The sequence below is a fragment of the Psychrobacter sp. UBA6739 genome, assembly GCF_002453835.1.
Lineage (GTDB): Bacteria > Pseudomonadota > Gammaproteobacteria > Pseudomonadales > Moraxellaceae > Psychrobacter > Psychrobacter immobilis_A.
The window spans coordinates 1-26524 of record NZ_DKHR01000028.1 but is presented as its reverse complement, the minus strand read 5'-3'; the positions used below and the strand labels follow the sequence as shown (position 1 = coordinate 26524).

Sequence of the window (26524 nt, the reverse complement as noted above, 5' to 3'; positions counted from 1 at the left end):
TTGGCTTTTCTAAGCATCTGGATGCATACGTACGTTTAAGTCATCGATGACCTCTACCCATTCCGCATCTTTTTCCCACTCTTCTTGTAGAAAAGCACGCTGATTGTCTGTCCAAATGCTCGCTTCTATCAACTTCTCTTCTTTATCCAACTGATTATTTTCAATAAAACTATCAATCGCTGCATCTGAGCTATCAAGTCCCAACTGTGCAAATAATTCATTCATATTGTATTCTGGTTCACCCAACATGTTTTTCTCCTTAAATGGTACGAGTGTCTTTGTGTTTATTATCTAAATTGACACATTTATTGTAGCAAGCTTTATTTTAATAGCTGTTAATCAACGTGTATCTAACGTTATCAATTGTATTTGGATAGGCCGACAAGGCATAAAAAAGCCCTCTAATATAGAGGGCTTTTTTAGATCAATTTCTATAAAACAGCTTTATGACATGATAATATCGTGACATTGGTTGCTTATGGAAGTAAATGAGCGACCGCATCACGCTCTTCGCTAAGCTCTTGCTCAGTCGCTGCCATTTTCTCTTTAGAAAAATCTGATGACACATCAACGCCATCTACGATAGACCAGTCGCCGTTAGTGCATGTGCATGGGAATGAGTAGATCAAGCCTTTTGCGATACCGTATTCGCCGTTTGAATAAACGCCCATTGATACCCAATCGTTCTCATCAGTACCCAATGCCCACGTACGTACGTGTGCAATGGCCGCGTTGGCAGCAGAAGCGGCAGATGATGCACCGCGGGCTTTAATGATTGCTGCGCCACGTTGTTGTACTTCTGGGATATAAGTCGCTTCGTACCATTCACGATCAACCAAATCTAATGCAGGCTTACCATTGACAGTAGCAGCAGTCAGATCAGGATACTGCGTTGATGAATGGTTACCCCAGATGATCATTTTTTTCACGTCATTTACTGTGCTGTCAGTTTTGCCAGCCAACTGCGCCATAGCACGGTTGTGGTCTAAACGAGTCATCGCAGTAAAGTTACGTGGATCAAGATCTGGTGCATTACGCTGAGCGATAAGGGCGTTGGTGTTGGCAGGGTTACCAACAACCAATACTTTTACATCACGGCTTGCAACGTCATTCAATGCTTTACCTTGTGCTGAGAAAATCGCAGCGTTGGCTTCTAGCAAATCTTTACGTTCCATACCTGGACCACGTGGACGTGAACCGACTAGCAGAGCATAGTCAACATCTTTGAATGCAACGGTCGCATCATCAGTCTGCACAATACCTGCTAATAAAGGGAATGCACAATCTTCTAATTCCATGACCACACCCTTTAGGGCGTCAAGTGCTGGAGCGATTTCAAGCAATTGCAAAATAACTGGCTGATCTTTACCTAGCATCTCGCCAGATGCAATACGAAATAACATAGCATAGCTGATATTACCAGCGGCACCAGTGACGGCAACACGTAAAGGCTGTTTCATTGACATTGAATACTCCCTAATTATAGATTAGATAATTCATGATTCTGATTGATGGTTCTAATGGATGACTATCGTTGTAAATAACGACTTGCCTACTGAATATAGCAGTCATAAACCGAGAGCTAGTGTAGCACTTCGTTCAGCAAATCGTCTAGAGACAATAAGACGCCGACCACCGATTATATTGTTACATTTTATACGGGAGGATTTTTTACCTACTGTAAACCTATACGGATACAGTGCTAGAAGGCAATGGAAGGCAGCTGATAACAGCATTTAGAAGCGTTACATACAGTGATATAACGCTTAAAATAAGCGAATATTATTAGGGCGTGTCCTCAATTCAAACAATAAGCATTTAAATGGGCTAAAAAACTATTTTCCACCCGAAATGACGAACTTACTGCCACAATTATTCACAACATTATGACATGTGCCAAATTCGCTCCCTTCATAACAAATATGGATATCCGTCAATGTTGATTGACGACGACTGCCCGCTTGGCAAATCAAATCAATACTGTTTGAGGACATACCACTATTAAGCTGGGTCATTTGACTGATAAATCGAGATTTAGAAACCGTATAGCTATTACCCGTATTAAGCTCGTTAGGCAGCTTTAATGCGCCAGCATAATTGGTAATCTGGCGAAAATAACTACTGGCACTGAGTGGACTACACGCCCCATAACGCTGCCAAGCTTGGCTACGTACTGTCGTATCAGGCATGATACGGTTGACGACTTTTAACTGTAACGGTGTCAGACGTGGCTCACTACCACGTCCGCAGCGCTCACCATAGCCCATATCTAAACCTGATACTGTCAACGAATAACCCTCCAAGCATTGACGCATACGGGCACGCGTCGGCTGTATGCTACACAATGCTGGCGTCATCTCAATCATCAACACACGCTGTCCGCTCTTAACAGCGCTCGCGGCATGTACCGGCATCATCATAATGCCTTGCAACATCACTAATGCACCGATACTTAGCGTCGTATTTAGTTTATCCATAGATGTATTAGTTATCGAGCTTGGTTGGTTTAAATCTGGCGTCAGAGTAGATAGCGAGCGTACCTGCATCTGCTGAATAGATGACTGATGCCGAACTTTTAATAACAGGGACAGATTGAAATATTTTTTGATCATAGGGGCTGAAGGCATCTAGCAATGATAAAAACATGGGCTATCGTTTAGCTCATAGTGTTCGACGTATGAACACTGATAAAACTAAGAATAGAGCTAACAAAAATGTGTGCGTTGATTGATAAGCACTTATTATAAGCACGTATAAAAGACACTAATTGATGCAATGGTAGCAAAACGTTTTTTTTAATCTATAGCAGAAACGTAAACATAAGCTAATGATAGCATCAATAGTACAAAAATATCGCAACGTTAGCATGTCATCATCAGCGAGGTTGGGCGTCGAATTAGGCATCGCGTCAAGACAAAACTAGCTTTGATTGCACGATCAAAAGTGACATGAAAAAACCATTAATGATTGCTCACGAATGGTTTTTTTGGTTTATACATTGGTACTTTAGAGCGCGGCAGGTATCGTGCCCATGCGCTGGCTAATAGGCTGACTACGACCTAATAGACTGCTATAAATGGTGGCATTTTCCATCACGTGCTTAACGTAATTACGGGTTTCAGGAAAGGCAATCGACTCGACGTACTGGTCGGCTGCGAGCGAACCATATACTGGTTGCCAACGCTTGGCATTGTTCGGTCCCGCATTATAACCAGCCGTTGCCAACACAGGTTGACGGTTTAATTTACCGAAAATATCACCCATATACCATGTGCCGTAACGAATATTGGTATCGCCACTATTGGCACGGCTGGCACTATAGGTCTCGCCTAAGTTACGAGCAATGTATTTTGCCGTGTCAGGCATCACCTGCATCAAACCACTGGCACCAACGTTTGAGCGTGCTGATGCAACAAAACGACTTTCTTGACGCATGATGCCATAAGCCCAAGCAGGATCGATACCAGCAGACTGACTATAACGTACGACTGCATCTTGATGCGGCATCGGATGTGATAACGCTAAGCTGTCTACTCTATCAGTATTATCAACGGCATAAATTGCTCGGTCGAGCCAGCCCATATCATATGCTTGACGAGCAGCGGCAATAATCAAGTTATCATCACGCTTGTCGCGCGCCTGCTTTACCGCCCAGTTCCATTCACGATTGGCATAGGCACGGCTGGCGTCAGCATTATATAGAGCAAAAGCACGCGCAAAGTTGGCATCTTGCATGACACGTGCGCGATCAGCAGTACTGACATTTGGTAAGTTATTACTACCCAAACGACTGGCATCAAAGCGCTGACCCACTTTATCCTTTGCCATTAAGCCATAATAGTCATTATTTTTTGCCAAGTTTTGATACATTTTTTTAGCAGTATCACGCTTGTTAGCATCGCTTGATTGCTCGTAAGCGCGAGCCAGCCAATATTGCCACTGGTCACTTTTTTGGGTTTCAGCCTCCATTTTTGAGATGGCTTCGACCACATCGTCCCAGCGGCTAAAGCGAATCGCTGCCATGGCATAATCTTCGGCTTCTTCAAAATTAAAATCTTCGTCTAGGCTATTGCGGAACCAGTCAACCGCCTCAGCATTAAAACCATCATCCGTATTATGATTCATACGTTGCACCCCAAGGATGCGATACGCATAGCGACGAGTCTCCGCATTCAACAATTTAACTGAACGCTGATTGTCTTGTTTAACATCAAAATCCAACTGTAATGCAGCTTCACGGTAAGACTTGTCAGCAACGCGTCCTATGGCATATAGATATAGGTATTGATTGTTTTGACTGGCAGGTTCTCGACTAAAACGGCTAAAAAAAGCAGACGGATTCAGTTGAATCTCACTCAATGCTGAATAAGCAATGGGCGTTCCTAAACGTGATGACAATGCCATAATGTCACCCGTTTTGCCTTTGCGTAGCATACGCTTGAGCCGCGCCGCGCGATCCTGATTGCTAATCAGCGCGTTATTATTCATCTCCATCGCGAGTTGGTCACACAAGGCTGGCTGCTTTTTGGTCGTCAACCAAACTTCAGACTTGGCTGCCATAGCCCGCATAGTATCGCCGCCATTATTGAACCCAAGCGCAACCGCACAGCGCTCACTGGCATCCGCATTGGTAATTAAATTCGCAACTTGGCGTACTGAGGCGTAATCATTGGAGCCTGCTTTAGTCTCAGCAAAATCCGCCACCAGCTTTTCTGCCATCACCGTATTTGGATATTGACGCACAAACTGTGATACCGCCGCCGAACTTTGCGAATTAAGATCTAAATTCATCCGCCAATAAGTGGGATACATAGCAAACAAACCGCCGCTCATTGCTTGCTCATAATTGTATAAAGCACTGACATCACCGCGTTCTACCGCAATTGCCGCTGCTTTAAATGAGCTCACACCATTGTCCGACTGATAGCCACTGTTTTGTTGATAGCTGCCTTCTTGCTGATAACTGTCCTCTTCGCCCCACGTCAGCTCAGCACAAGCCACCTGTGACAATCCTAGCGCACTCATTGCTGTCGCCAAACTTAACGCACTGACTCGTAGCGTCCTTGCTTTCATTCGTTTTGCATCTTCATTTTGCTTAATAGATTCTCTATCCTTGATGCTATGAGCAACCTGCGGCTTTGTCATACTGACTCTCTTTGTAATGTGTCCAAATGATTTGGCTAAATAATATATTTAGCATAACAATGCCAAAACGGCGTAAATCGCGATTTAATCAATCGCGCTAATATGGTCGCATTCATCATACTATACTCGTTGCACTTTCAACCATCACCTTTACCTTTTGTTAATAAATACGATAGCACGGTGTAACATAGAAGTGATAGCAAGCTGTAATTTTTGCCAAACGCGTTACTAGCAGCAGTAAACAATTGATACTGTTATAAATAATTGATCATAACGACCAACAATTGACGCTGCTAATTTTTCACATTGTCATAGGGTTGTGATAAAATACGCCACCTGTTAATCACCTATCACGCTATATTTTTAGTCAATCATGGACTTATCCTTATGAGTGTTACTGTATTTAATCCCCGCATCGATGACACTGCTGTCGCTGAAACAACCGCTACTGCGCCTGCTGTCACTGCACTCAAAGAATCAAGTTCAGCCCAAGCACCTGTCAAAACAGCGACTAAGAAAGTCTTTGTCACCACACAGGGCTGTCAGATGAACGTCTATGATTCTGGCAAAATGCTGGATGTGCTCGGTGATTCCCACGGTATGGAAGTCACGCACGATATCGATGAAGCCGATGTGCTGCTGATGAATACTTGCTCTATCCGCGAAAAAGCGCAAGAAAAGGTGTTTTCAGAATTGGGTCGCTGGCGTAAATTAAAAGAAAAGCGCCCTGATCTTGTGATCGGTGTCGGTGGTTGCGTGGCCTCACAAGAAGGCGATAACATTCAAAAACGCGCGCCTTATGTCGATATGGTATTTGGCCCGCAGACATTACACCGTTTGCCAGAGCTGTATGATCAATCACATGAGCAGCGTGAAATCGCACCAAAAAATCGCATCGGCACAGTTGACGTATCCTTCCCAAGTATTGAAAAATTCGACTTTTTACCTGAGCCAAGAGTAGAAGGCTTTAAAGCCTTTGTCTCTATCATGGAAGGTTGCTCAAAGTATTGCTCATTTTGCGTGGTGCCTTATACCCGCGGTGAAGAATTGTCGCGTCCACTCGATGATGTCTTGGCTGAGATTGATAGCTTAGCGGCGCAAGGCGTGCGTGAAATCAACCTGTTGGGTCAAAACGTCAACGGCTATCGCGGTGAAAAAGACGATGGCAGTATTTGCCGTTTCGCTGAGCTGTTACATTATGTCTCGCATGTCGATGGTGTTGAGCGTATTCGCTATACGACCAGCCATCCGCTAGAGTTCACTGATGACATTATTGATGCCTATGCACAATTGCCAGAGCTGGTTTCTCACTTGCATCTGCCTGTTCAAAGTGGCTCAAATGCTATCTTGGCAGCGATGAAGCGCAATCACACGATTGATGTCTATATCAATCAGATTAATAAGCTCAAAGCCATTCGTCCTGATATTCACTTATCAAGCGACTTTATCATTGGCTTCCCTGGTGAGACCGATCAAGACTTCCAAGATACATTGAACTTGGCAAAAGAACTGAATTTCGATCACTCTTACAGCTTTATCTACTCTAAACGTCCGGGCACGCCAGCCGCTGAATTACCAGATGATGTGAGTTTCAAAACTAAAAAAGAGCGCTTGGCTGAATTCCAAAAAGTCATCATTGATTCGACACTTGCGAAAACGCATGAGATGGTTGGAACCACCACTCGCGTTTTGGTGGAGCAAGTTGCCAACCGTCATCCTGATTGCTTAATCGGTACGGCAGATAACACCCGTACGGTTATGTTCCCTCATGATGTCGAGAAAATGGATGAGATGTTGGGTAAACTCGTGAGCGTACGTATTACTGATTTCGTCAGTCCTCACATGGTAAAAGGTGAGCTAATAGAAGTATTGGCGTAACCGTTAAATTATAAGTTTGAGTAAAAATAAAAAAGCCGTTCACTATTTATAGTGAGCGGCTTTTTTATTCATAAAGTGGGTTAGTTTTATCAAGCTCTCAAAGAGAGTGCAAACGATACTTAACTTTCGAAAAAATTGCTATAAGGGCATATTAAGATATTGACTTATGAACACAATAAAAGTGCTATAACACAAAAAGCTTCATTAAGATCTCGTTAATATACTCCTCATTATCTTTCAATGCCATTGGTTCTAACCCATAAGCTTGAAAACCAAAATTTTTATAGAAATTAATAGCAGGCTTATTATCATCAGCTACAGTAAGTAAAATTTGTTCCACATATTTTTTACTATACTCCACAACTTCCCTAAGCAATTGACTTGCTATGCCTTTTTCTCGGAATTCAGGTTCAATGAATACACTAGATAGATACGCTTTATGAGAAAACTTTATTCCAGTCTCTTGTGTGAAGGTGGCTAAACCTATGATCTTATTTTTATGATAGGCGCCAAATACAGTTGAACTTGATAAGCAATTTTCAAAAAAAATTGGAGGTTTTGCTACTTCTGCTACATATGTGGATCCAAACATTCTTGGAGATTTTTCTAGAGCTGAAAGTCTGATAGTTCTGAAATCGTTAAGCTCATTAACACTTAAAATTTTTATCTCAATGTTTAACATATGATCATCTGCCCAATCATAAAATACCTAATAGATCAAACTAAGCTACCTGTCTCAGTGTGCAGGGTGAATTACTTTTGTCAAACTCACGTAGAAAGCGCCGATAAAACGTAACCTACTAGATTCGTTCTTTAAACCATAAAACCATTTATGACTTCAGCCAATAAAGCGGCTGCAATGATGATAAATATGACGCCGCAACCACGATTGAGCCACGCTAAACGATTGCCAACATCGAGCCAACTTGCCAGCTTTGTACCACCCAAGGTATAAACGATTTGCCAGATTGTTTCACTTAAGAACAACCCTATCGTTAATAAAACATATTGTGGCCATAACGGCGCACTAAAATTGATAAATTTGGGGAAGAAAGCGGCAAAAAATAAGATGGCTTTGGGGTTAGATAGTGATACCCAAACACCTGTACGAAACAAGGTCACATTGCTTGGCGAGATTCTCACCGCTGCGCTTGAGAGCGAACGCGGCTGCGGTGTATTAGCCGTGCTTTCACTGTCACTGTCAGACGCAGGATATTCAGCCGCGACTTCTTCGCTCATTTCACGAGCATCACTCATCAAGCTGCCATCGCCTGCATCGCGCCAAGAGCTAATACCCAGATAGATTAAATACGCCGCACCCACTGCTTTAATGACTGTCAACAACCAAGGCGACTGGCGACTGATCACATCGAGTCCAAGTAGTGTCGAAAGCAGTAATATAAATAGCCCAAGGCTCAGTCCCGCCAGCGTCCACAATGTGCGCTTTACGCCATAGTTCATGCCATACTGAAACGCGAGCAGCATATTGGGACCTGGGGTCGCTGAAATAAAAAACGTACTTGCAAAGAATACTGCAAACAGATGCCAAGACATCAACCAACCCCTAATTCTTAATTTATAGAAAATTTAAATACTTAATTCTAAGCTGCTAAAAAATAAACACCGCCATAAAGACGGTGTATTTTATGCCAATTCATATCAAAAACAAACGGTTTACCATCTAATAAACTAATTGACAGTACAGCTATCTAACAACTTCTGTAAAAACCCATCACAACGCTCAATTTCGCTCAGCTCGACATATTCATCGGCTTTATGTGCCTGCTCAATGCTACCGGGACCGCAGATAATCGTTGGGATGCCAGCATTAGTAAATTGCCCGCCTTCAGTGGCATAAGCGACTTTATGACGTTTTTCATCGCCCGTCAAAGCAGCTATCAACGCTTGTAGCTCAGCGCTGTCGCTATCGGTCATTGCCGGTACGCTTTCTTCTTGCAGCAGCTCAATACCAGTATCGGCAGCGCGTGCTTGCATTTGTGCGCTAAGCTCTGCAACCTTCGCCTGAATCGGCGCGAGGATATCGTCTTGCGTCATATGCGGCAGATTGCGATAGTCAAAGGTAAACTCACATAGATTGGGAACAATATTGGTCGCCGTCCCACCCTTTATCGTGCCCACTGAAAGTGTCGAATAAGGTACATCAAACAACGTATCATTATCGTCACGATGGCTCAATTCTTCTGCTAAATCATCGACATAACCAATCAAACGACTGGCATAGCTGATAGCATTGACACCTTGGGCGGTCAATGACGAATGCGCAGACTTACCATGGACGCGGCAACGATAAACGGAAATGCCTTTATGTGCCACAACCATCGTCATATTGGTTGGCTCACCAACGATACAATAATCAGGGGTGATACCACGCGCTTTCAAATCTGCCAGTATCAATGGCGCACCCAAGCAGCCCACTTCTTCATCGAATGACAGCGCCAAGTGCAGCGGGCGACGCAACTGACCTTCATTGGATAACTGCACAGCGCGTGGTAATAACGTCAATGCACAAGCGATAAAACCTTTCATATCACACGCACCGCGCCCGTATAGCTTATCGCCACGTATCGTCGCAGTGAATGGATCTGACGCCCAGTCTTGACCATCAACTGGCACCACATCGGTATGACCAGACAGCACCAGACCATGATTTACTTCATCAGAGTTTTTGCCTGCTGGCACAGTAACGAATAGATTGGCCTTGTTTTTGGCTTCATTAAAAGTCAAATCTATTATCAAACCTAATTGTTCACAGTATGCTTGCACATCTTTAATCAAGGCTAAATTTGAATGGCGACTGACCGTATCAAAGCCAATCAAGCGTGTGAGCCAATCGATACTATGCGCAGGGTAAGACGTATTTTTGAGCTGATTATTATTGTTCGAAGTCATGAAATATCCTTATCACGATATAATACCGATTTTAGAAATACGGTTAGCGATGTTAAATTTCCCAAGCCTACTAGATGTAGTACTCGCACTCGTTTTTCGCTACTGTAATTTCTGGAATGGTAAAAATAGAAAGCGTTAGCGTCTTTGAAATGCGCGCTGTTGCAGCGCCTTTACTTCTGCATCTAATCCAGCAATCGGACCTTGTACTGGTATGTTCGGAGCCACTTCTTGAATACTTAATGAATTGATTGGTGATGAGGATTTTACGCCCATCTCCTCCATCCATTCATCCAACTGTTTTGATGAGCTGACATAAACGATACGACCAAGCCCTGCCCACGCATGCGCGGCCGAACACATGGCACAATGCTCGCCCGAGGTATAAACCACAGCGTTAGCGCGCGCCTCCGCTGTCATATTTGCTGCTGCCCATTTGGCAACGGCAATCTCAGGATGATAAGTAGCATCGACAGAATTAGCTCGGTTACGATCTTCATGCAGCACATGACCGTCGCCGTCGACCAATACGCTACCAAATGGCTCATCGCCCGCCTCTAGCGCTTCAGTAGCAATCTCTACGCAGCGGCGCAAATACATCATATCATTGTCGGTGATCATCATAATCTCCCTTCTATTACCTAAGCGCCAGTAATGACTCTTAAAATCTCTCATATCTTTTTAGAAAATACTCGGGCGTGTTCTCATTTTAAAAATGGTGATAAAAATGATAGCCGAATCAGAAAAATAGCGCAGATAATATCGGGACATTAACCAGCTATTTGACGTAGTTTTGCAAGATTTAACTATTTTTAGCCCATTTAGTCGCTTTCTCCTAGATTGAGGACACGCCCTAGCATGGATAATAAGTTGGCTTTTATGACAGATTGCTTCTTACGATAGCGTCTTTATTATGAAGGACGGTTTTGATTCATCGCATCAACGACTGGTGGCATTGGCTTTGGTAACTTGCCTTCTGCCTGCAGCTCTTTGGTGGTTTTTGCATCGATAGCCAGTCCGGCAATCAGGGCAATATCTTTGACAGGTTTACGCGTGCGGGTGGCAAAGCTCACTGGCACCATGCGCGCAAACTCATAAATATGCAGATAAGACTCTTCGCCACCTTCAAAGTTTTCATCATCTTCTAAGCGAATACCACCGATTTTAGCCAAATCAGACAGCATCTCATTTTCGTCACCACTGAGACCACAGTCGGTAATCCCAAAACCCGTCATAAAACCATTTGCCCACTGTTTCAATGCCATCACGCGCTCGTACAAATCATGTTCATCATCTGGTACTAATGGCGTGTAAGAATAAGCATCGTCTTTGTCTTTAAGCTGAAAAACAGTGTCTTCCGCTTCTTCTGTTAACAGTGTCAATGCTTCATCAGGTAAAGGCGCAAAACTGAGCTCCTCAAATACCTTAGCCCATATTTGCTCATCAGGCGCATTACAGGCAGTCATCAGCCCTGTCATCAAGCCATGCACTTCGCTGATAGATACGTCAGTCCAGTCATCAAAAGCAGTCAGCCATGTATTCCAGCCAGATATATTGTCATTCATAATAGAGGTCCTAGTGATTGATTATTGCTTAAAAAATATTGCTTAAAAAATAAAAACAGACGGGTAAAATAGGTGTGAGACATCGCTTGATATTATCAATCAAACCATGGCTAATAAAAATAAACAAACAACGCCTAATATAGGTAATTACTTTGTTGATATAGATATTATGCGGTCACCTATGGCATTATTAAACGCAGAGAACAAAATTCATTCACGCTTACTTGTTAAGGATAAAAACTGACTATGTATGATCAACTTAGAATATTAGAAAAAATGATACTCGACATAAAAAAACAGTATCAGCTTGTCAGTGCTGAACTTAGCAGCCTCAAACAGCATCCTGTTAGCGACCCTCAAGAGCTTGCAGCATTAACGACCAAGCTCAACACTAGTCATAGCGAACGCGACGGTGCCAAAAAACAATTGAACGATCTCGACAAGCGCTACCAAAGCCTGGCTGAAGCGCATCATATGATAGGCGAAGAGCAAGACAAACTGCAAAAACAGGTTAGCCAATTGCAACAACAAAACAGCCAGTTACAGCAACAAAATAATGAATTAAAGCAGCAATATAGCGATATTAAACAGCAAAACAGTGAGCTGCAGAAAAAGAATCAATTGGCAGCTGAGCGTACACAAGTTGTATTAAAACGCTTAACTCACATCGATCAAGTAGAAGGCTGATCAGGGATGGCAATAAACGATGACCGATAATCACTACTTGCTAATGAAACCGACAAAATCAAAACGGTAATATTTTATATTACTCATTTTACTGACCAAACATTGTAGGATTTATCATGACCGATGACCACAAAAACTCTGTAGAAAAACAGCCACAAAATGGCCAACAGCAGAATATTTCTTCTAAACCACAACCAGTCGCTGCAACTGGTTCAAATACGCCGAGTGCTACTGTGAAAACCACTATCCCTGAACCACAAATCAAAAAGGTTGATATTGCAATTGCGGGTGTCACTTATCCTATTTATTGCCCAGTACACGAACAAGAAGAGCTGCTCTCAGCTGTCTCGTATATCAATAACCATGCACTAGATCTCAAACGAGATGCGCCAAGCCTCAGTCAAGAAAGTATCTTAGTATTGTGCTGCTTGAATTTGTATGAAAAAATACACACCAATCAAAGAAGCGATGAAGATCGACTACAGCAAGACAAACAATCTGAAGCGCTATTAAATAAAATTATGAAAGACGCACAGTCTGTTTTATAAGCGCATATTACGCGACGAAACAATAAGCGCTTCGCTCTGATGAGCCAAGCGCTTTTTTCTGCCTAAGCCATAATCTAATTGTTTATACGTTAGGGTTATAAACCTTACCTGCATGAAAATCTGCTTGATGCTCATAATTGCAAAAAAACAATGCTTGGTTTTCGCCAATAGCACTCTCACTATTTGCAGCCAAGTTGGGCTTGGTTTCAAGGACGCCGCGGTATTCAGCCAAGCTGTTGCCACAAAAATTGCACTGATGCGGTGTGATCACATCCCCTTTTTTTGGCATCATACTTTTGGGCGCGCGCGGGTACATAAATTTATAAAACCCCCACATTACTATCCAAATAACGATGATGATAATGATAACAGCAAACACGGCAGTGCTCCTTTGAATATGAGTAAGCGCTATGAATGATAAAAGCCGCTTGGCGGATTATTCAATACGTCTGAACAGTATAACTTAACCAGCAATACTGACAATAGTGCTATGTTTTAGCGAGTTAATTGCCTAGCTATTTATCATGGTAATTTATCAATAAATGCCATGATATGGCGTAAAAAACTGGCCATAGCGGGCCAGTTTTTATATTAAATAGAAAACAATAAAGTGAGCGATCTATATTAGTGAAACTATAGCTGCAACTCACTGATATCAGCGACGGTTAAAAACAATGCGCGTACTTGCTTAAGCAGCGCTAAGCGGTTGTTTTTAAGGGCGGCGTCTTCACTATTGACCATCACATTATCAAAGAACTGGGTCAATGGCTCATCTAAGCTAGCAAGCGTTTGCAATACTTGTGTGTAATCAGCTTGTTCTAACAGCGGTTTAACCGCCGTCTGCGCTTGCAGCACACTTGCGTATAAACCTTGCTCGGCAGGCTCAGATAATAACGATTCATCGACATTATCAGCGACACTCACTTCTGACTTGGCTAATATATTGGCGACACGCTTGTTTGAATCAGCAAGCATTGAAGCTTGTGACAATTCGCTAAAGGCTTGTACCGCGCGAATACGCTGATCAAAATCAAGCGGCATATGCGGGTTAATCGCTTGCACTGCCTGAATGGTATCGACGCTCACGCCCTGCTCGGTATACATCGCACGATAGCGCGAGTTTAAGAATGCCATGACCTGAGTAAACGTATCACCCATTTTTTCAATCTTGCTGCCTTCAGCGTCACTATAGCCTTTGATTGCTTGCTCAACGAGCGCAACCAAATTAATCGGCAACTGCTTTTCAATCAAAATACGCAAGATACCGATGGCTGAACGACGTAGACTGAACGGATCTTTTGACCCCGTCGGCGCTTGGTCAATGGCAAAAATACCAACAAGCGTATCTAAACGGTCGGCTAATGCTAAGCAAATGCCAATTGGCGTCTGTGGTAATACGTCACCGCTGAACTTGGGCAAATATTGCTCTTCTAGACTTGCCGCGACTGCTTCAGGCTCATTGTTTAAGCGCGCATAATAAGTACCAGCGATACCTTGCAACTCTGGATACTCACCGACCAATGAGCTTGTCAAATCCGCTTTGGATAAAATACCTGCACGTACCGTTTCATCGATATCAATCTGCTGACCTTGCTGTTGCATCAAGGCGGCAATAAAGGCGGCAAGCTTGGCAATACGCTCAGATTTTTCCCAAATCGTACCCAGCTTGTCTTGGAAGACGCGAGTTTTCAAGCTTTCTGTCAAGGCAAATAATGGCTGTTTTTGATCTTGTAAGAAGAAAAACTCGGCATCGGCTAAACGCGGACGTACGACTTTCTCATTACCTTCGATAATTTGATTGGGATCTTTTGACTCAATGTTAGTAATAAAAATAAAGTAAGGCTGCAACTTGCCTGCTTTATCAGTTAAGCAAAAATACTTTTGATCCGCTTGCATGGTCGAAATAAGCGCTTCTTGCGGCACTTGTAAAAAACGCGGCTCAAATCTTGCTCGTAGCGCAATGGGAAAATCAACCAATGCGGTGACTTCATCCAACAAATCTTGCGGCACGATAGCATCAGCATTAACTTCATCTGCTAGCGCTTTGACTTGGTTTTTGATCAGCATTTGACGCTTATCAAAATCAGCCACGACTTTTAAACTGCCTAGTAATTCTTCGTAGTCATTGGCGTGCGCAATCTCGTGATAATCAGGACTATGGAAGCGATGACCACGGGTTTGTGTGCCCGTCTGATGGCCTTGGATAGTCGCATCAATGACAGTACTATCTTGCATCAATACCGCCCACTGGACTGGACGCACAAATTCATTGCGGCTGGCACCTGAACGCATACGCTTAGCAATCGGTAGATTGTCTAGTGCAGTCTGAAAAATGGCAGCTAACAGTTCAGTAGTTGCTTGACCATGAATGACTTGCTCATAACCGACATAATCACCTTTGTCGGTGTTAATCGTTATCAACTCGCTGGCCTCAATACCTAAGCCTTTCGCAAAACCCATCGCTGCACGTGTTGGATTACCATCTGCATCAAACGCGGCTTTAATCGCAGGGCCGCGTTTTTGCTCACTGCGATCCGGCTGCTTATTGCTAATGCCCTGAATCTGAAGCGCCAAACGACGCGGTGCGGCAAAGGCTTTAATGCTATCAAAGGTAATATCAGCTTCAGTTAACTGCGCTATCACGCTTGCTTGTAGCGCATCACGTAGAGGTTTTAGGCTTTTTGGAGGTAGCTCTTCACACCCCAGTTCAAATAGAATAGTACTCATGGGATGCTCCTATTTATTATTAGTTGATTGGTTGGTCTTTGATTCTTCAATCGCCATGTCAGTGTCTTCTTTTGGCAAATACTTATCGAGCGCCGCTTGACGATGCGCCTCATCGGCTAATGGGAAGCCTAGCTTGGCACGCGCTTCGACATAACCAATGGCGACTTTACGCGCCAGCGTACGTACACGCAAAATGAAACGCTGACGTTCGGTCACTGAAATCGCACCACGAGCATCAAGTAAATTAAAAGCATGTGAGGCTTTTAGTACCATCTCATAGGCAGGTAATGGCAAACCTTCGGCAACCAATTTATCTGCTTGCTGCTCATAAAAATCAAACATCTGACCCATCATCGGCACATCGGCATGCTCAAAGTTATAGGTCGATTGCTCAACTTCGTTTTGATGGAAGACATCGCCATAAGTGACGCGACCAAACTCACCATCTGCCCAGACTAAATCATAAACACTATCGACGCCTTGCACATACATCGCCAGACGCTCAAGACCATAAGTGATTTCACCAGTCACTGGGAAGCACTCAAGACCGCCTACTTGCTGGAAGTACGTAAACTGCGTCACTTCCATACCGTTGAGCCAAATCTCCCAGCCTAGTCCCCACGCACCCAGCGTTGGCGACTCCCAGTTATCTTCAACAAAACGCACATCGTGCACCAATGGATCAATACCAATGGCTCTTAGCGAGTCCAAATACAGCTCTTGGATATTGGGTGGATTTGGCTTTAGCACCACTTGAAACTGATAATAATGCTGCAAGCGGTTGGGGTTATCACCGTAGCGACCATCGGTTGGACGACGTGATGGCTGCACATAGGCAGCATTCCAACGCTCAGGACCTAACGAGCGTAAAAATGTCGCGGTGTGAAAAGTACCCGCGCCGACTTCCATATCATAAGGCTGCAAAATAACGCAGCCCTTATCGGCCCAATAATTCTGTAGGGTTAGGATTAAATCCTGAAACGTCATCGGTTGAGGGTCTGTATTTTCTATCATCGGAGTTGTCGCTTGGGATGTCATAGTTTGGGTTTTCATAGTAAAGCCACTGTGGAATGGATATTTATAAATAAAGTTTTGATAGCACTCGTATAGCCTATTCGGCAACGACTCTATTTGCCTGCTCACCTTACTAAAAATTGACCATTTTATCTATATTTACATCAATTAAATTTATGCTGCAGACCTAAACCAGTCGTTATAAGGCTCATTTATAATCAAACTGCTGCAATATAGGAGGCACAAAAGTAGCAGATAAAAAAATACCCAAATGCGCGAGCATCTGGGCAGGAGGAAAGGTATGTCTTTGGTATCCTGATGAGTCAGGCTTTTTGTTTTTTAGTCGAACTGCTATTCTTTTTTTTGGTAAAAATCTATCTGAGCTAATCTCTATATTATTTCTATCAAAACAATACTGCTATTAAGCTGTTAAAAAGATACGAGCAAATATAAAATAACTTTATTGGTAAGACGCACTAGTCGCTTTTGGCATGATTATCCATAAAATTATATAAATTAAGATGCCAGGTACTGCTGCACTCAAAGATGAGATAATCACGAATAATACTCTCACCCAAGTTGGTGACCAGCCAACGTATTCGGCAATGCCGCCCATCACACCTGCTATCATGCGATTGTTCTGTGAGCGATGTAGTTTTGCTAGTTTAGCCAAATCAAATACCTCTCTATCATTTCTATCATTTCTATCATTTCTATCATTTCTATCATTTCTATCATTTCTATCATTTCTATCATTTCTATCATTTCTATCATTTCTATCATTTCTATTGTTATTTAAAATTCTGCTTTTTACTTTTTTTCTTCTATTTTTATGCTCTTTTCCGATTCTAGTTAGGAAGCTACTTAGCCCTCTTAACTTATGAATAAGTATAGCAACTATTTAATATTTATCTGTTGAACGTATAGACGTACTTTGTGAGTTTATGCTAACCAAGCTTGCCCTAATCTGTCATAAAACCTCATAAACTGCTGATTTTAAATAGTTATTTCAAAATGTTTCATGATTAGCTTTATTGCTGCCATATTACACATGTTGTTACAAATCCAATATTTAGCCATTTTCAGCACATAGATATTGTGTAGATGGAACTTCAGAAATGGTGAGATACTCAAACAATTACAGTTAAATTAATAACTTGGTCATATTTTTATCAGAAAACAGTCGTATAAAAAAACACCCCTTTACAATAACCTACCTGTAAATCGCCTTAAACCTTTATAACATGCTGGTAAATAACAGATATTCCAGCAGTCTATCGATAAAATTGGTGCAATTAAGAATAAATAAAAATTAAGGAAAGCTATGTACGAGTCAGGATTGATGATTGGACATTTTGAGCCACTACATTTAGGTCAAATGCGCAGTATATTGGCTGCGGCAGGACAAGCGAAAACCTTGCATATTATCATTATGGCGCATCCAGCACCGCATCCAGATTTTGACATTACTTTGCAAGACAAAGCACGTTGGCTACAGATGGCGTGTGCTGATTTGCCATTTATCCAGATTCATACCACTCATGAGATTGAGCTGCCGCTACATGATAGCTTCGTCGATGTGACAATCGACATTCCTGCCAGCAATGCCAAACTACAACGTTTGACGACAGCGCTCGACTTACCAGCAGATACAGTCTTGTTTGTCGCAGAAAACCACCCATTGGCGCAGAGTGATGTCTATGAGCGATTATCGATGCCAGTCGTCACGACCCCGTTACAGCCTGAGTTTGATTCTTATGCCATCGCTCGTAATCCAGTCGCGCATTGGTCAGCTATTCATCCCCAAGCGCGCGGCGACTATACCAAAACGGTGGCGATTGTTGGCGGCGAAAGTTCGGGTAAGACCACATTGGTGCATAAACTGGCCAATTATTATGGCGCCAGCTTTGCTTTAGAGATGGGACGCTTATATGTCGGTACAGATTTGGGCGGTAGTGAAGTCGGTCTACAATACAATGACTATGGTCCGATTGCCCTTCAGCATGCTCAAGCTATAAGAGATGCGGCGGCTAATGCGACCGCTCCTGTCACCATCGTTGATACCGATTTTGTGACCACTCAAGCATTTTGTGAAGAATATGAAGGTCGCAGCCATCCTTTTGTGGCGGCTTGTATCGATGAGTTTCGCTTGGATCATACCATTATGCTAGATAACAATACGCCGTGGATTGATGATGGCATGCGCTCATTGGGCACGCCTGAGGCGCGTGGACGCTTTGAGCGACGTCTTGTCGATATTTTTGCTCGTCATGATATCAAACCACACATGGTTGATCAGCCAGATTACGATGCGCGCTATCAGCAAGCGCTGCTGCTTATCGATCAGTATGTTTATGGTAGATAGAGGAGATGGTAAAAATAGCGATGGCAAGAATAGCGATAATACAAAAATAATAGGATACTAAAAAATAAAATAAGAACTCATTGTAGTTTTAATACTTTAAGGAAAAAGGCTTTATGCGTATTCAGCTATTAGATAATATTACTGGAAAGTGGGCGATGCAATGGATTGTCACTTGGTTCATTTGCGGGGTAATAGCATTATCCGCAGGTTTTTGGCTCACAACAGAACACACCACGCTTGATATGTTTTATTTGGGCGTGTCTTTCGTTGGTTTGGTCTGTGTGGTTTCGCTATCATTTCGCAAAAACGTCATGGGCAACGGGTTGGGAATGGCAGCGACTGCGGGAGAAGTCGTCGTGCAGGCGACGTCTGGAGCAGTCGGTTTGATGCTCGCGCCACTCTTTAACTTTTTCACCCATGTATACGGTATTTTTTATTGGTCAAAACATACCGATCCTGATGGCGACATGATACCAAAGGCTGCGAGCAAAGCGGTTTGGTTGATTACCGCTGCCTTTATTATTCTTGGTCTCGCACTTTTCCCCACAGTAAATGATTTACTCGCCAGCTATGGCTATGCAGTGGTTGAAGATGATAATAGTAAATTTCTAGGATTTATTTCCTTCTTTTGGATCAACGTCATTGCTTTTGTCCTCTCCATTACTGCACAAGCCGCGATGATTTTGCGCTATTCATTTAACTGGTGGTTATGGATTATCGTTAACTTTGTCTGGCTCATCGTCAATCTAATGTCAGGCAATTACATTTTTGCCATTCAAACCATGATATATCAAATAAACGCCTTTATTGGTTTGTATGAATGGCAGCGCAGTGAACAAGGTTAACGCTTATCTTGTATGGTCATAAGTGGTGACATCTTAAAAGAATAAAACCAAAGAGCTCGCAGATATTGGCAAACATGTTGATAACGTTATAGGTTTTGACTGTGCCGTCTATTAGATAATGTGGTGGAGTGGCTCAATTAGTGCTACAACTGATAGAAGAGATTTTTCAATTCATCTACTAACATGGAGGTTAGTATGTCTCGTACTCAGCAAAAACGCCTGTCTAAACGCACACTTGAGCAATGGCTTAGTGAATATTCTGTCAGTCATCAAAACCTAGTCAATAAAAAAATCCATTGGCTATGCGTTCCTACGATATTTGTCAGCCTGTTAGGCATGGGCATGTCGCTATCAGTTTGGTTTACCTTGGTACTTAGCGCGTTGGTATTGTTATTTTATATGCGTCTATCCACGCCGTTATTCTTGGCAATGGGGATGTTTATTCTTATTTGTTTGTCAGTAATGGCATTATTACCATGGGGCTTTAAGGTTTGGGCAGCTGTTTTTGTGGTTGCTTGGATTGGACAGTTCATCGGTCATAAAATTGAAGGCAAAAAACCCTCGTTTTTTGAAGACTTACAATTCTTATTAATTGGTCCAGCATGGGTAGCTAATAGCTTGATAGGTCGTAAAAAAAGCCAAGCCTAACTATGTATTCTTGATAGTATATTTAAGCTCAGTATCGTTAGAATTAGTATCTAAAAAACCACTATCTAAAACTGATATTTTGATTCAAAAAAGCACCGCTCAACAATCCGTTAAGTGGTGCTTTGTATATTAAGCTATCAAAGAACAAGTTATGAAAAATAAGCTATCAAAAAAATTTATTGACTGTAATTAATTACTCTAGATTTCAGAACAATAACACTGTAAACATAGCATCAAATAGCCACAGCAGAACTGTTTACTTCAAAATCGAACCATTCATTTTAGAATAGAGCCAACAGCATAAATTCAGCCTATTCGCCCGATAGTTAATACGCGACAAGCCTCTACGCAATGTACTGTAGAAATTCTTCATTACGCGCCATCACCGATAGATACAGCACTGGCTGTCCCGTCCTAAACGTTGAGTTGGGTTTTTCTGATCGACACATTGATTTGATCGAAGAAGGGTATGAGCTCGTCGTTCGCATTAAGAGCTGCAAGATTCCAGCGACCAAGTAAAACGGTTGGCGATGATTCGTTATTCGCTCTTTGCCAGTCCCGATTATCTGAGCAGAATGGGATTACTTGAGACGCTAGCAGATTTGAGAAATCATGAATTTTTACAAGATGGTTTTGGCACAACCAGCAACCTAAAGCTGACCGATGAAGAAGGCAGAAAGCATAAGCACAGGATCCATGCCAAAATTAATGCCGCTAATGCTGAGTTTTTGGTAGATATGGCCGTCAAAGGTCAGGGCATCACCTTTATACAAGGTCGATATCTGAATACAGTGTCGATATTTGATCACGCAAATAGTATCACATGTCTATCATAGTCGAATTATCGCTTATAGCCTACCGAATCCAGCAATCTTAGTTACTTATGCGCCTTACTCAGTGATAGCAGAAATGACACCAATCAGTTTTTTGGTCTTATACCTTGCTTCTGCTAGTGCCATCTTATTCTGCGCTACCACGGTCAATACACACGGCTTACCGATATAGTCAGTTTTGACAAATAGCATATTTCCAGCAGTGGCTTCGACGATAGTGATGTCGCACTTGCCCTGCTTCATTTGACTCGCGGATGAATCGCTCAGCGCTGATAGCGTGCTACTCATCGCCGCAAACTTGTCCGTTTGATTGCTCAATTCACTGATCGAAAAGCAACTAATGGGAAAGCCATCTGTGGTGCATAAGCTAACCAATATGACTTCTCTATTGGCGTCACACAATGCTTTCATATGGCTTAATAACGCTATTTTTGCTGGTGATTTTTCGTCTAATTTTTCTTTTAACATAGTCATATCTGGCATTAGTCTTGATTATTAAGGGTATTAAATAATGACAACAGAGACACGGCGGACTCTCTATTTCTAGGATCTGTATGGAGCACAGGTGCCACCACGTTATGCTGCATCAACATCACTCTTATTTCTTGTCCCAGTGCTGAAAGACTATCTTTGTCAGCATCTTCGCAATGAGTGATACCAATGATACACGTGGTCTGATTTTTTTCTGGTGCAAAAAAGTGTAACAGCTTATCTAAATTGGCATAATCGGGTGTCTCGCCATATCTAATCAAAATGAGCAATCCCCATAGCGACTGATTGACGAACTCCCATAAAAAAGAAAAACGCTCTTGACCTGGCACGCCGTAAATACCTAGCGCCATATCGTCAGACAGAGTGATGCGCCCATAATCGATGCCGACCGTCGTGTACTCTTTACCGATATCGATACTAGATTTTGCTTCTGTTTCGATGGGGCTTATCTCGCTTAGGGTTTTGACCAACTGAGTTTTTCCAGCACCTACTTCCCCAATAATTGCTAGCTTCTGATAATTCAATTTTTTACCTCATTCCTAAGAATTTTTTGATCGCACCATAAAATTTGTTAGGCTTTTTCTCAATTACGGTTTGCTCATGTATCGGTGCTGCCTCTGTAACACTCAATAAACCTAAACGATCAAACTCTCTGATAATCTGTGTGACTTGATGATGGCTGCCAAAATCACCACTGTCCGCTAGTGCATTAAACGAATAAGGCTTTTTAGTCAATTTGATACACAGGTTCATAATCATTTTCGGCTGGCTTTCATTGTTGAGATCAGGCCATGCCAGCAATCTTAAATCCTTACCTTCATAATATTTTTCAGGCACCGTATCAGATTTTTTTATATCAATAAACGGTTGAATACGTCTTTGTTGAGACTCATCAAAGCTGTTTAACACAGCGCTATTGTTCTCAATGAACGCATTAAAAAAGTTGCCTTGATCCACAAAATCAAACACGCTCACAGCCCAATTATGAAAGCTGCGTTTGATCACGCGTACATCCAAAAACACCCAAAGATCTTCATGTCTAGGATCAGAAGCTATCTTACTCATTAACTTGTCTACTTCAAGATAAGGGCCTTCTAGCACTTGCAGATACTGACCGTCACGGTAAGAGATGATACCCGTAATTTGCGATTTTGGATTATGCTTACGAGAGACGCTAACGATGTCTGATAACCCAGTAGGCATTCGAATAGTACGATCACTGATAGGCACTCTACTGACGTACGCAATACACTTCATTTTGCCACCACTTGATAAAACGGCTCACGCTCGTTAAGTTATTCCTACTGCCTATAAAATAATAATTCGCTATGTACAGTACGTACATAGCGAATTTGACCTTGTTGCCAGTCTTGTCTTATTTAAGGCGCGATAAGCAACAAGGAGAGTTTGATAAATCACTCATTTTTTGAACACGACCAACCGAATTATACTTCTAGTTTATTTTCTACCGCTTGTACCTTACGGCGGGCTAATGCAAGATTGGCTTTTGATTTATCAAGCACCAAATAAATAAACAAGTCTTCATGCTTGGCTGTAGGACGAATGATGTGCAGTTGAGACTCCAAGGTGATTAACATATCTTCGATTTCACCTTTGATATCTAATGACTTCATCGTTGCTACCTTCGCCTTTACCACTTGCGAGTTCCCTGCTGCTGCAAGTTCTAAGTCAACGCCGCCGCCAGCCATACCAAGTACCATGCCTGACATGTAGTCGACGATACAGCCACCCATTGCACCATCAAGATTCATTAATTCTTGTAACGACTCAGCGATATTTGACATACTTTTTCCTATTTATCTGATTGTATTTAAATTAAGTCATTCCATCACAGAAATGCCTTCGTAGTTTCAAGGTATGAAGCTAAATCCAGCTTATTATTTACTCTTTTTATTATTAGTATATCTTAACTTACACTCAAAACTTATAAGATAATTATAACAATAAAATATCAATAACTAAGTATGTTTTTTGGTAAAAACGATATAGTCTATTTATAAACAAAGTCTACATACCGTAGCGGTGGTCATTATATTCCATATATTAGACTCGATGACGCTTGCCCCTAACCACTCATGAACAAAAAACGACCGTTGGGTAGGAAAAAATAAAAACATCGAATAATCATGCGAATTTAAAGTTTAAAACCCCACTCTTAACACTAAAATGCCATTGATCGTTGAGTCATTCCAAGCAAACAACTAAGGAAAAACGATGCCCGATTTACTTATAAAAAATGCCCAATTACCCAATCATAAAAACTTGGTTAATATCAGTATAAACGACGCTTATATTGAGAGCATTGACGACATTTCGGAAAAACCTGAACATGATGATGCGCCAAAAGCAATTTACGATGCTAAAGGTTACTTTGTCTGTACAGGATTCTATGAGAGCCACATTCACCTTGATAAAGCCTGCATCCTTGATCGCTGTACTATAGAGCAAGGTGATTTAAACGAGGCTGTTGAAGAAACAGGTAAGGCTAAAAAGGATTTTACGGAAGTAGATGTGTTTAATCGTGCTTCACGAGTGATTGAGATGGCGATTAAAAAAGGCACCGTTGGTCTGCGTACCTTTGTTGAAACAGATTCAAAAACAGAGATGCGTGCCTTCAATGCCATCAAAAAAGCCCGCGACACCTATGCATTTGCCATCGATATAGAGATTTGCGCCTTTGCGCAATCAGGATTGACCAATGACCTGCATACTCATGAGCTACTAAAACTGGCATTGTCGCAAGGCGCTGATTTGGTTGGCGGATGTCCATACAAAGATGAGAATCCTCACAAGCATATTGAAATGGTGTTTGACTTGGCTGAGCAGTTTGACGTCGATGTTGATTTTCATCTGGATTTTGATCTGGATCCACAAGGCTCGAGCATTCCAAAATTGGTTGAAGAAACCATCAAGCGCCATTATCAAGGTCGCGTGTCTATTGGTCATGTGACTAAATTATCGGCGATGGACAAAGACAAACGTATGGAAATGGCTGCGTTACTGAAATTCGCTGACATTACCTTGACGGTGTTACCAGCCACCGACATATTTTTGAATGGGCGTGATTATGATGCGCTCATTCCTAGAGGCATGGTCAACGCCAATGAGCTATTAGCAATGGGCATCAATACGACTATTTCTAGTAATAATATTTTAAATGCTTTCACGCCTTACGGTGATGCCTCACTGATTAGAATGGCAAATATGTATGCCAATATCACTCAATTAGCAAAAGATGAGCAGATAGCAGAGGTATTCGATATGATTAGCAAAAATGCAGCGAAACTTTTGTCACAGCAAACGGAGATTAAAGTAGGAGCACTGGCTACCCTAGTCATATTAGAAGCGAAAGACGCGGTAGAAGCGATTAGAATCAATTCGCAAGCCATCGCAGGCTTTAAGAATGGCAAGCAAACTTTTTGCAATGAGGTCGCCCATATTTGCTTTTAATAACTTGAGTAACTTGAATACTCTTTAATTGAGCACATTCAGTCAATTGAAAGATACAGCCTATCAATGCGCCAGCACCTTTATCATGAAACATAGGCTTAAAACGATAAAAGCGTCACCCAACTATACATTGGATGACGCTTTTCATAACGGTTTTTTTACTATTTACTATAGCTTTAACATCATGGTTTAAATACTTTCATATGCAGATAAGCTTAGTCCAAGGTTTGCACACCGCCGCCATTCACAAATATGGTTTGACCACTGACCCACTCAGATAGTGGTGCGGCAAAATACAGCATAGCACCAGCGATATCATCGGCTTCACCCAAACGTTGAATCGGCGTATGTTCTAGCATTTTCTTTTCGATTTCTGGTGTTAGTACAGTTTTTAACGCATCAGTACGCGTGGCACCAGGGCCAACCGCATTGACGCGTACCTCAGGGCCAAAATCATGTGCCAAGTTCGCCACCATATGATTGACAGCCGCTTTTGATCCTGCATAACCACTCATGTTCGGGCTTTTATTGATACTCGACATCGAAGTGGTAAATACAATCGAACCATAACCCGACGCTTTCATGTGTGGCACGCATAATTGAGACAAGCGCCAGCCACTAAACACATTTAACTCAAAGTCACGGCGAATATCATCGACCGATGCGGTGGCTGGGTTTTCACGACCACCGCCGCCGCCACCAGCATTATTGATTAAAATATTGACAGTGCCAAATTCAGCGACGACCTTATCTACCATAACGACCAAATCTTCATCTTTCAAGATATTACATTCGACTGCCAAGCCTTTTACACCATACGCTTCGATATCCTTGACCGCAGCCTTTGCATCTTCTAACTTTAAATCAGCAATAGCGATATTTGCCCCAGCTTGTGCTAGACGTAACGCCGTTGCTTTACCAATACCATTTGCACCACCCGTCACAATTGCGGTTTTTCCTGACAGATCAAATAATTCATTAAATGCTCTATGTTTGAATTCTTGCATAATTATTCCTTATTATCATCATATCTATAGATGGATTATTTGTTGTTATATTCGTTTAAACGATCTATATAATTATGCATGATTGAACTGAGGCTAATGTGTCAAATTGACCACCTTTTGTAACTTAGTTTCGGCGCTGCAACTTTTAGTAATCTATGTCGTTAATTCCGTCGATAGTAACTTGGAATGTCATCGAAATATTCTTAAGAAACAATAACAACCCTTAAAATCAGGACAAAAAAAAGCCTCACAATAAAGTGAGGCTTTGATGCTTTTTCAAGCCATATTTGGAGCGGGAAAAGAGATTCGAACTCTCGACCCCAACCTTGGCAAGGTTATGCTCTACCACTAAGCTATTCCCGCTAATTATCAATTAACTATCGTTAGTTGAT

Annotated in this window: 27 protein-coding genes and 1 tRNA gene; 9 read left to right on the top strand and 19 right to left on the bottom strand. The window is 42.1% G+C overall.

The window, feature by feature from the left end; all coding sequences use genetic code 11:
* Positions 1-9 precede the first annotated feature (9 nt).
* The 4 genes from B2575_RS06785 to B2575_RS06770 all read right to left on the bottom strand — a co-directional run bounded on the left by B2575_RS06785 (position 10) and on the right by B2575_RS06770 (position 5145).
* Complete coding sequence (locus tag B2575_RS06785) at positions 10-249, bottom strand: DUF2789 domain-containing protein (protein WP_045444148.1); 240 nt, start codon at positions 247-249, stop codon at positions 10-12.
* Positions 250-476: 227 nt separating this feature from the next.
* Positions 477-1460 carry a malate dehydrogenase gene (locus B2575_RS06780; RefSeq protein ID WP_055124854.1) on the bottom strand — a complete coding sequence of 328 codons (984 nt, stop codon included), beginning with the start codon at positions 1458-1460 and terminating at the stop codon, positions 477-479.
* A gap of 375 nt (positions 1461-1835) precedes the next feature.
* Positions 1836-2477: a hypothetical protein gene (locus tag B2575_RS06775; protein WP_055124727.1), complete on the bottom strand. Its 642-nt coding sequence runs from the start codon at positions 2475-2477 to the stop codon at positions 1836-1838.
* Positions 2478-3006: 529 nt separating this feature from the next.
* The gene (locus B2575_RS06770; protein ID WP_296240714.1) at positions 3007-5145 is read right to left on the bottom strand and encodes a lytic transglycosylase domain-containing protein; all 2139 of its coding nucleotides are present in this window, start codon (positions 5143-5145) and stop codon (positions 3007-3009) included.
* 387 nt (positions 5146-5532) lie between these two features.
* Here B2575_RS06770 and miaB point away from each other — a divergent pair, with 387 nt between their 5' ends.
* A complete protein-coding gene (miaB, locus tag B2575_RS06765; protein ID WP_087814074.1) occupies positions 5533-7023 on the top strand; it encodes a tRNA (N6-isopentenyl adenosine(37)-C2)-methylthiotransferase MiaB in 1491 nt (496 codons plus the stop codon).
* A gap of 184 nt (positions 7024-7207) precedes the next feature.
* Here miaB and B2575_RS06760 read toward each other — a convergent pair whose 3' ends face one another.
* From B2575_RS06760 to B2575_RS06740, 5 genes are all read right to left on the bottom strand, one after another.
* Positions 7208-7705 carry a GNAT family N-acetyltransferase gene (locus B2575_RS06760; protein ID WP_296240712.1) on the bottom strand — a complete coding sequence of 166 codons (498 nt, stop codon included), beginning with the start codon at positions 7703-7705 and terminating at the stop codon, positions 7208-7210.
* A gap of 131 nt (positions 7706-7836) precedes the next feature.
* Positions 7837-8577: a LysE family translocator gene (locus B2575_RS06755; protein WP_296240710.1), complete on the bottom strand. Its 741-nt coding sequence runs from the start codon at positions 8575-8577 to the stop codon at positions 7837-7839.
* A gap of 135 nt (positions 8578-8712) precedes the next feature.
* The gene (gene argE / locus B2575_RS06750; protein WP_296240709.1) at positions 8713-9933 is read right to left on the bottom strand and encodes an acetylornithine deacetylase; all 1221 of its coding nucleotides are present in this window, start codon (positions 9931-9933) and stop codon (positions 8713-8715) included.
* Positions 9934-10068: 135 nt separating this feature from the next.
* Complete coding sequence (locus tag B2575_RS06745) at positions 10069-10554, bottom strand: nucleoside deaminase (protein ID WP_296240708.1); 486 nt, start codon at positions 10552-10554, stop codon at positions 10069-10071.
* A gap of 287 nt (positions 10555-10841) precedes the next feature.
* Positions 10842-11495 (bottom strand): UPF0149 family protein, encoded by a 654-nt coding sequence (locus B2575_RS06740; protein WP_296240706.1) that lies wholly within the window; start codon positions 11493-11495, stop codon positions 10842-10844.
* 246 nt (positions 11496-11741) lie between these two features.
* Between B2575_RS06740 and B2575_RS06735 the strand changes: the two genes are divergently transcribed.
* Both B2575_RS06735 and B2575_RS06730 read left to right on the top strand, forming a co-directional pair.
* Positions 11742-12182, top strand: coding sequence for a hypothetical protein (locus B2575_RS06735; RefSeq protein WP_055124734.1), 441 nt, complete (start codon positions 11742-11744; stop codon positions 12180-12182).
* A 116-nt stretch (positions 12183-12298) separates the two neighbouring features.
* The gene (locus B2575_RS06730) at positions 12299-12730 is read left to right on the top strand and encodes a cell division protein ZapA (RefSeq protein WP_060491781.1); all 432 of its coding nucleotides are present in this window, start codon (positions 12299-12301) and stop codon (positions 12728-12730) included.
* Between the two features lie 82 nt (positions 12731-12812).
* Here the strand turns inward: B2575_RS06730 and B2575_RS06725 are convergent, their stop codons facing one another.
* The 4 genes from B2575_RS06725 to B2575_RS06710 form a co-directional block, all read right to left on the bottom strand.
* Positions 12813-13109 (bottom strand): hypothetical protein, encoded by a 297-nt coding sequence (locus B2575_RS06725; protein ID WP_296240704.1) that lies wholly within the window; start codon positions 13107-13109, stop codon positions 12813-12815.
* Between the two features lie 254 nt (positions 13110-13363).
* On the bottom strand, positions 13364-15457 hold the full coding sequence (gene glyS, locus B2575_RS06720; protein WP_296240702.1) for a glycine--tRNA ligase subunit beta: 2094 nt from the start codon (positions 15455-15457) through the stop codon (positions 13364-13366).
* A 9-nt stretch (positions 15458-15466) separates the two neighbouring features.
* Positions 15467-16444, bottom strand: coding sequence for a glycine--tRNA ligase subunit alpha (gene glyQ, locus B2575_RS06715; protein ID WP_296240797.1), 978 nt, complete (start codon positions 16442-16444; stop codon positions 15467-15469).
* 487 nt (positions 16445-16931) lie between these two features.
* The gene (locus tag B2575_RS06710; protein ID WP_045454060.1) at positions 16932-17144 is read right to left on the bottom strand and encodes a PspC domain-containing protein; all 213 of its coding nucleotides are present in this window, start codon (positions 17142-17144) and stop codon (positions 16932-16934) included.
* A gap of 651 nt (positions 17145-17795) precedes the next feature.
* On the opposite strand from B2575_RS06710, the gene nadR reads away from it, so the two are divergent.
* The 5 genes from nadR (at position 17796) to B2575_RS06685 (ending at position 21165) form a co-directional block, all read left to right on the top strand.
* Positions 17796-18836, top strand: a complete 1041-nt coding sequence (nadR, locus tag B2575_RS06705) for a multifunctional transcriptional regulator/nicotinamide-nucleotide adenylyltransferase/ribosylnicotinamide kinase NadR (protein WP_296240698.1) — start codon at positions 17796-17798, stop codon at positions 18834-18836.
* Between the two features lie 113 nt (positions 18837-18949).
* Complete coding sequence (gene pnuC, locus B2575_RS06700; protein WP_296240696.1) at positions 18950-19681, top strand: nicotinamide riboside transporter PnuC; 732 nt, start codon at positions 18950-18952, stop codon at positions 19679-19681.
* Between the two features lie 195 nt (positions 19682-19876).
* The gene (locus B2575_RS06695) at positions 19877-20329 is read left to right on the top strand and encodes a DUF962 domain-containing protein (RefSeq protein ID WP_055124739.1); all 453 of its coding nucleotides are present in this window, start codon (positions 19877-19879) and stop codon (positions 20327-20329) included.
* A gap of 351 nt (positions 20330-20680) precedes the next feature.
* Positions 20681-20848 carry a hypothetical protein gene (locus B2575_RS06690; RefSeq protein WP_296240694.1) on the top strand — a complete coding sequence of 56 codons (168 nt, stop codon included), beginning with the start codon at positions 20681-20683 and terminating at the stop codon, positions 20846-20848.
* 11 nt (positions 20849-20859) lie between these two features.
* Positions 20860-21165, top strand: a complete 306-nt coding sequence (locus B2575_RS06685) for a LysR substrate-binding domain-containing protein (RefSeq protein ID WP_296240691.1) — start codon at positions 20860-20862, stop codon at positions 21163-21165.
* A gap of 54 nt (positions 21166-21219) precedes the next feature.
* On the opposite strand, the gene B2575_RS06680 is transcribed toward B2575_RS06685, so the two are convergent.
* From B2575_RS06680 to B2575_RS06665, 4 genes are all read right to left on the bottom strand, one after another.
* Positions 21220-21636 (bottom strand): roadblock/LC7 domain-containing protein, encoded by a 417-nt coding sequence (locus tag B2575_RS06680; protein WP_140412966.1) that lies wholly within the window; start codon positions 21634-21636, stop codon positions 21220-21222.
* A gap of 8 nt (positions 21637-21644) precedes the next feature.
* Complete coding sequence (locus B2575_RS06675) at positions 21645-22178, bottom strand: GTP-binding protein (RefSeq protein ID WP_055124740.1); 534 nt, start codon at positions 22176-22178, stop codon at positions 21645-21647.
* Between the two features lie 4 nt (positions 22179-22182).
* Entirely contained in the window at positions 22183-22911 is a 729-nt protein-coding gene (locus tag B2575_RS06670) for a BLUF domain-containing protein (protein ID WP_296240688.1), read from the bottom strand.
* Between the two features lie 188 nt (positions 22912-23099).
* The gene (locus B2575_RS06665; RefSeq protein WP_296240686.1) at positions 23100-23459 is read right to left on the bottom strand and encodes a hypothetical protein; all 360 of its coding nucleotides are present in this window, start codon (positions 23457-23459) and stop codon (positions 23100-23102) included.
* A 430-nt stretch (positions 23460-23889) separates the two neighbouring features.
* Between B2575_RS06665 and B2575_RS06660 the strand changes: the two genes are divergently transcribed.
* A complete protein-coding gene (locus B2575_RS06660) occupies positions 23890-25125 on the top strand; it encodes an amidohydrolase family protein (RefSeq protein ID WP_296240685.1) in 1236 nt (411 codons plus the stop codon).
* Between the two features lie 215 nt (positions 25126-25340).
* Here B2575_RS06660 and B2575_RS06655 read toward each other — a convergent pair whose 3' ends face one another.
* A complete protein-coding gene (locus tag B2575_RS06655; protein WP_296240684.1) occupies positions 25341-26132 on the bottom strand; it encodes a glucose 1-dehydrogenase in 792 nt (263 codons plus the stop codon).
* A 288-nt stretch (positions 26133-26420) separates the two neighbouring features.
* A tRNA-Gly gene (locus B2575_RS06650) sits at positions 26421-26495 on the bottom strand.
* Between the last annotated feature and the right edge of the window lie 29 nt (positions 26496-26524).

Excerpts from the sequence above, each read along its gene's own strand:
- B2575_RS06735 (WP_055124734.1), top strand. The coding sequence starts at position 11,742 with ATGTATGATCAACTTAGAATATTAGAAAAAATGATACTCGACATAAAA.
- B2575_RS06660 (WP_296240685.1), top strand. The coding sequence starts at position 23,890 with ATGCCCGATTTACTTATAAAAAATGCCCAATTACCCAATCATAAAAAC.
- B2575_RS06780 (WP_055124854.1), bottom strand. The coding sequence starts at position 1,460 with ATGAAACAGCCTTTACGTGTTGCCGTCACTGGTGCCGCTGGTAATATC.
- B2575_RS06690 (WP_296240694.1), top strand. The coding sequence starts at position 20,681 with ATGTACTGTAGAAATTCTTCATTACGCGCCATCACCGATAGATACAGC.
- B2575_RS06745 (WP_296240708.1), bottom strand. The coding sequence starts at position 10,554 with ATGATGATCACCGACAATGATATGATGTATTTGCGCCGCTGCGTAGAG.
- B2575_RS06685 (WP_296240691.1), top strand. The coding sequence starts at position 20,860 with ATGATTCGTTATTCGCTCTTTGCCAGTCCCGATTATCTGAGCAGAATG.
- B2575_RS06775 (WP_055124727.1), bottom strand. The coding sequence starts at position 2,477 with ATGGATAAACTAAATACGACGCTAAGTATCGGTGCATTAGTGATGTTG.
- B2575_RS06785 (WP_045444148.1), bottom strand. The coding sequence starts at position 249 with ATGTTGGGTGAACCAGAATACAATATGAATGAATTATTTGCACAGTTG.
- B2575_RS06695 (WP_055124739.1), top strand. The coding sequence starts at position 19,877 with ATGTCTCGTACTCAGCAAAAACGCCTGTCTAAACGCACACTTGAGCAA.
- B2575_RS06670 (WP_296240688.1), bottom strand. The coding sequence starts at position 22,911 with ATGAAGTGTATTGCGTACGTCAGTAGAGTGCCTATCAGTGATCGTACT.
- B2575_RS06730 (WP_060491781.1), top strand. The coding sequence starts at position 12,299 with ATGACCGATGACCACAAAAACTCTGTAGAAAAACAGCCACAAAATGGC.
- argE (WP_296240709.1), bottom strand. The coding sequence starts at position 9,933 with ATGACTTCGAACAATAATAATCAGCTCAAAAATACGTCTTACCCTGCG.
- pnuC (WP_296240696.1), top strand. The coding sequence starts at position 18,950 with ATGCGTATTCAGCTATTAGATAATATTACTGGAAAGTGGGCGATGCAA.
- B2575_RS06760 (WP_296240712.1), bottom strand. The coding sequence starts at position 7,705 with ATGTTAAACATTGAGATAAAAATTTTAAGTGTTAATGAGCTTAACGAT.
- glyS (WP_296240702.1), bottom strand. The coding sequence starts at position 15,457 with ATGAGTACTATTCTATTTGAACTGGGGTGTGAAGAGCTACCTCCAAAA.
- B2575_RS06755 (WP_296240710.1), bottom strand. The coding sequence starts at position 8,577 with ATGTCTTGGCATCTGTTTGCAGTATTCTTTGCAAGTACGTTTTTTATT.
- B2575_RS06740 (WP_296240706.1), bottom strand. The coding sequence starts at position 11,495 with ATGAATGACAATATATCTGGCTGGAATACATGGCTGACTGCTTTTGAT.
- glyQ (WP_296240797.1), bottom strand. The coding sequence starts at position 16,444 with ATGACGTTTCAGGATTTAATCCTAACCCTACAGAATTATTGGGCCGAT.
- B2575_RS06680 (WP_140412966.1), bottom strand. The coding sequence starts at position 21,636 with ATGACTATGTTAAAAGAAAAATTAGACGAAAAATCACCAGCAAAAATA.
- nadR (WP_296240698.1), top strand. The coding sequence starts at position 17,796 with ATGTACGAGTCAGGATTGATGATTGGACATTTTGAGCCACTACATTTA.
- B2575_RS06770 (WP_296240714.1), bottom strand. The coding sequence starts at position 5,145 with ATGACAAAGCCGCAGGTTGCTCATAGCATCAAGGATAGAGAATCTATT.
- miaB (WP_087814074.1), top strand. The coding sequence starts at position 5,533 with ATGAGTGTTACTGTATTTAATCCCCGCATCGATGACACTGCTGTCGCT.
- B2575_RS06665 (WP_296240686.1), bottom strand. The coding sequence starts at position 23,459 with ATGTCAAATATCGCTGAGTCGTTACAAGAATTAATGAATCTTGATGGT.
- B2575_RS06655 (WP_296240684.1), bottom strand. The coding sequence starts at position 26,132 with ATGCAAGAATTCAAACATAGAGCATTTAATGAATTATTTGATCTGTCA.